Raw genomic sequence first — 3,611 nt, forward strand, 5'->3', positions numbered from 1 at the left:
CGACATGCTTCTGCAGCGAGTGGATCAGGTCTTCCTTGAGGTCGTCAGGCGACAGCGTCTCGTCGGCGATCTCGCGCAGCGCGATGACTGGGTTCTTGTCATTGTCGCGCGGAACGGTGATCTGCGCGCCCTGGCTGATCTGGCGGGCGCGATGGCCGGCGAGCAGCACGAGTTCAAAACGGTTGTCGACCTTGTCGATGCAATCTTCAACGGTTACGCGGGCCATGGACTGCCCCTTTCATGCGATGGATTTGATGGAAAGCTGGCGCGCTCCATAACGCGGGCGCGGCCGAAATACAAGCTTTTTGGCGGCGGCGCCAGCTTATGGGCCGTTGCCCGGCTCATCATCGCGCCACGCCATGATGCGGCTCACATAGTCGCGATCACAATTGCTTGCAATGTGGGCCGTGCCCTTGGATATCCATAAATTGCGCGTTATCTCGGATATGACGGGTAGCAAGCGCATTTGTGGACCTGCCCGTCGACGCTTTTAAGACGACAGAAATTTTTGAAAGGGATGTTTTTCAATGTTCGATCCCCGTGAAAAGATCGCTCTTTTCATCGACGGCGCCAATCTCTACGCCACGTCCCGCGCGCTGGGCTTCGACATCGACTACCGCAAGCTCCTGTCGAGTTTCCAGAAGCGCGGGTATCTCTTACGCGCTTATTATTACACCGCGCTGGTCGAGGACCAGGAATATTCCTCGATCCGGCCGCTGATCGACTGGCTTGATTATAACGGTTTCAAGGTGGTGACCAAGCCCGCCAAGGAATTCACCGACTCGACCGGCCGCCGCAAGATCAAGGGCAACATGGACATCGAGCTGACCGTCGATGCGCTGGAGCTTGCCGACGTCGTCGACCACTATGTCATCTTCTCCGGCGACGGCGACTTCCGCACGCTGGTCGAGGCGCTGCAGCGGCGCGGACGCAAGGTGTCGATCATTTCGACCATGGCCTCGCAGCCGCCGATGATTTCCGACGATCTGCGCCGCCAGGCCGACCACTTCATCGACCTGATGACGCTGAAGAGCGACGTCGGCCGCGATCCGTCCGAGCGGCCGGTGCGCCGGCCGGAACCCGCCGAAGTCGACGAGGACGATTATTGACGGGCGGCGGCCTTGACCGCCACAACCTCCCCCGAACCCAGCCGCGACTGCCCGCTTTGCCCGCGGCTGCATGATTTCATCGCCGCCTGGCGCGAGCGCGAGCCGGGCTGGTTCAACGCGCCGGTGCCGACCTTCCTGCCGCCCGAGGGTGAAGCCTCGGTCCGCCTGCTGATCGTCGGGCTTGCGCCCGGTCTGCGCGGCGCCAACCGGACGGGGCGCCCCTTCACCGGCGACTATGCCGGCGACCTGCTCTACGGCACGATGATCGCGCAGGGCCTGGCGCGCGGCGAGTTCAAGGCACGGCCGGATGACGGGCTGGAGTTGGTCGGCACGGCCATCACCAATGCGGTGCGCTGCGTGCCGCCGGAGAACAAGCCGGTCGGCGCCGAGATCGCCACCTGCCGGACTTTTCTGAAACCCACCATCGCGCGCTTCCCCAATCTGCGCGCCATTCTGACGCTGGGCTCGATCGCGCATCAGTCCACGGTGCGGGCGCTGGGCGAGCGCGTCGCGGCCATTCCGTTCCGCCATGGCGGAAAGCAGGAGGCCGGCGGCATCGCGCTGTTTTCCAGCTATCACTGCTCGCGCTACAACACCAATACGGGCGTGCTGACGGAACAGATGTTCGTCAGCGTGTTCAGCGAGATCGCAGCGTTCCTGAGGGGCTAGACCCAAATCACCTTAGGTGCGCTGCCCACCCGCTCATACCGGCAGCAGCGCATCCGGCTTCACGTCGCCGATCGAGGCGTAAGTGTGCGTCTCCTTCACGCCGGGCAGCGGCAGGATGACCCGGGTCAGGAAATCCTGATAGGCGGCCATTTCGGAGATGCGCGCCTTCACCAGATAGTCGAAGCCGCCGACGACCATATGGCATTCCAGCACCTCTGGCGACTTGATCACCGCCTCGGCAAACCGCTCGAAAATATGCGGCGCCGTATGGTCGAGACGAACCTCGATGAAGACGAGCGTGCCACGCCCGATCTTTGCCGGATTGAGCACGGCCCTGACCGCGGTGATGTAACCCTCGCGAAACAGCCGCTTTACGCGCAGGCTGGTGCCGGTCGGCGACAGGCCGACACGCGCCGCCAGATCAAGTGTGGTGCGACGCCCATCCTCCTGCAGCAGTCGAAGAAGATTGCGGTCGACCGCGTCGAGATCGCTGGCTTCCGGATTCACTTCAGAACGCCCCTTATAGCGTGAATATCGCTACGATTTCCAAAAAGGAGCGTATTTCAACACAGCGAACTGAACAATAGCCTGCACTTTCATCGTGCCGGTGGTCCGCCCGGACGACATATGGGTGACAGTGTGGCAAGCGAACGAGACTCGGGAAGCACGACACTGGCGATTTTCGCCGGCCTGACCATGATCGGCATCTATGCCATCCAATTCGTCGCCGCCCGCTTCAGCCTCCGGGAGCATCTGACGGCGACGGACCTAGCCGTCTTGCGCTTTGGCGGCGCCGCGGTGGTCTTTCTGCCGATCGCCTGGCGCGGTGGCTTCGCAGGCATGAGAGCGCTTGGCTGGCGACGAGCCTTGGCCTTGGCGGCGCTGGCCGGACTGCCTTATCCGCTGATCATCAATTGGGGTCTGACCTATGCCCCTGCCGCTAATGCGGCGGCGCTCTGCCCAGCATCAATCGTCTTCTTCTCGTTCCTGCTGTCGCGCATCGTGTTCCATGACGGCGCTTCGCGGCAACGGACCATCGGCGTCCTCGCGATCATCGCCGGCCTGTTCCTGTTCCTCGCGCCGGCGCGAGGAACAGGCAGCGTTCTCTTCGGCGACATGCTTTTCATCGGATCGGGGCTGATGTTTTCGACCTATGCCGTTCTTGTCAGGCGCTGGCATGCCGATCCCGTCCCGGCGACGGCCGCGGTGGTGCTCCTGTCCTGCCTGCCGCTGCCGGTTCTCTATCTCTTGGCGCCAAGCCAAATCCATGCAGCGGCCGTCGGGGAAATCATCGGTCAGATCGTGATCCAGGGGATTCTGGCCGGCGCGGCGGCCATGTTCCTCTATACCTACATCGTCCGGCAATTGGGGCCGCAGGCGGCATCGCTGTTCCTGCCCGGCATACCGATCGCCACGGTGGTTGTCGGCATGGCCGTACTCGGCGAAACGCCGATGACGATCCAGGTCGCAGCCATAGCCATCATGGCCGCCGGGATGGGCTTGTCAGCGATCGGAGGGCGTATTGCCAGCAGACGTCTCAGTGAACCGGCGCCGGGAGGATCGTGAGCCTTCGGCCGCGCGGCAAACACACTTCAAGGGCCGGCAGTTGAAGGCGTCGGCGCGAACAACTCGGCCAGCGTCTCGCGGCTGCCTTTGAGAACGTTGAGATCGACATCGCCTTCGATGCCGTCGACGCGGCCCATATTGTGATACTGCCAGTAGATCCAGTCGTTTTCGCGCGGCCTGATCGCCAGCGAACGCAGCCAGCGCCGGCGCGCGATGATGGTTGCGGAATAGGCGTCGGCCGCTTCATCGGTCAGGTAGAAGATCGCC

Annotated in this window: 5 protein-coding genes and 1 pseudogene; 3 read left to right on the forward strand and 3 right to left on the reverse strand. The window is 62.9% G+C overall.

Annotated features, from left to right (window positions below; all coding sequences use genetic code 11):
* A partial coding sequence (rpoZ, locus tag EOA27_RS27555) for a DNA-directed RNA polymerase subunit omega (RefSeq protein WP_127257738.1) occupies positions 1-226 on the reverse strand: 226 nt, incomplete at its 3' end.
* 301 nt (positions 227-527) lie between these two features.
* Here rpoZ and EOA27_RS27560 point away from each other — a divergent pair.
* Together EOA27_RS27560 and EOA27_RS27565 are read left to right on the forward strand one after the other, a co-directional pair.
* On the forward strand, positions 528-1,109 hold the full coding sequence (locus EOA27_RS27560) for an NYN domain-containing protein (RefSeq protein WP_126078321.1): 582 nt from the start codon (positions 528-530) through the stop codon (positions 1,107-1,109).
* Positions 1,110-1,121: 12 nt separating this feature from the next.
* Positions 1,122-1,778 (forward strand): uracil-DNA glycosylase, encoded by a 657-nt coding sequence (locus EOA27_RS27565; protein WP_126078322.1) that lies wholly within the window; start codon positions 1,122-1,124, stop codon positions 1,776-1,778.
* A 33-nt stretch (positions 1,779-1,811) separates the two neighbouring features.
* On the opposite strand, the gene EOA27_RS27570 is transcribed toward EOA27_RS27565, so the two are convergent.
* Entirely contained in the window at positions 1,812-2,285 is a 474-nt protein-coding gene (locus EOA27_RS27570; RefSeq protein ID WP_126078323.1) for an Lrp/AsnC ligand binding domain-containing protein, read from the reverse strand.
* A gap of 120 nt (positions 2,286-2,405) precedes the next feature.
* On the opposite strand from EOA27_RS27570, the gene EOA27_RS27575 reads away from it, so the two are divergent.
* Positions 2,406-3,344, forward strand: a complete 939-nt coding sequence (locus EOA27_RS27575) for a DMT family transporter (RefSeq protein ID WP_245467158.1) — start codon at positions 2,406-2,408, stop codon at positions 3,342-3,344.
* 26 nt (positions 3,345-3,370) lie between these two features.
* Here EOA27_RS27575 and EOA27_RS27580 read toward each other — a convergent pair.
* A pseudogene (locus EOA27_RS27580) lies at positions 3,371-3,611 on the reverse strand (lysozyme); the annotation flags it as partial.

Origin of the sequence: Mesorhizobium sp. M2A.F.Ca.ET.037.01.1.1, assembly GCF_003998075.1 — a bacterium.
Taxonomy (GTDB): Bacteria; Pseudomonadota; Alphaproteobacteria; order Rhizobiales; family Rhizobiaceae; genus Mesorhizobium.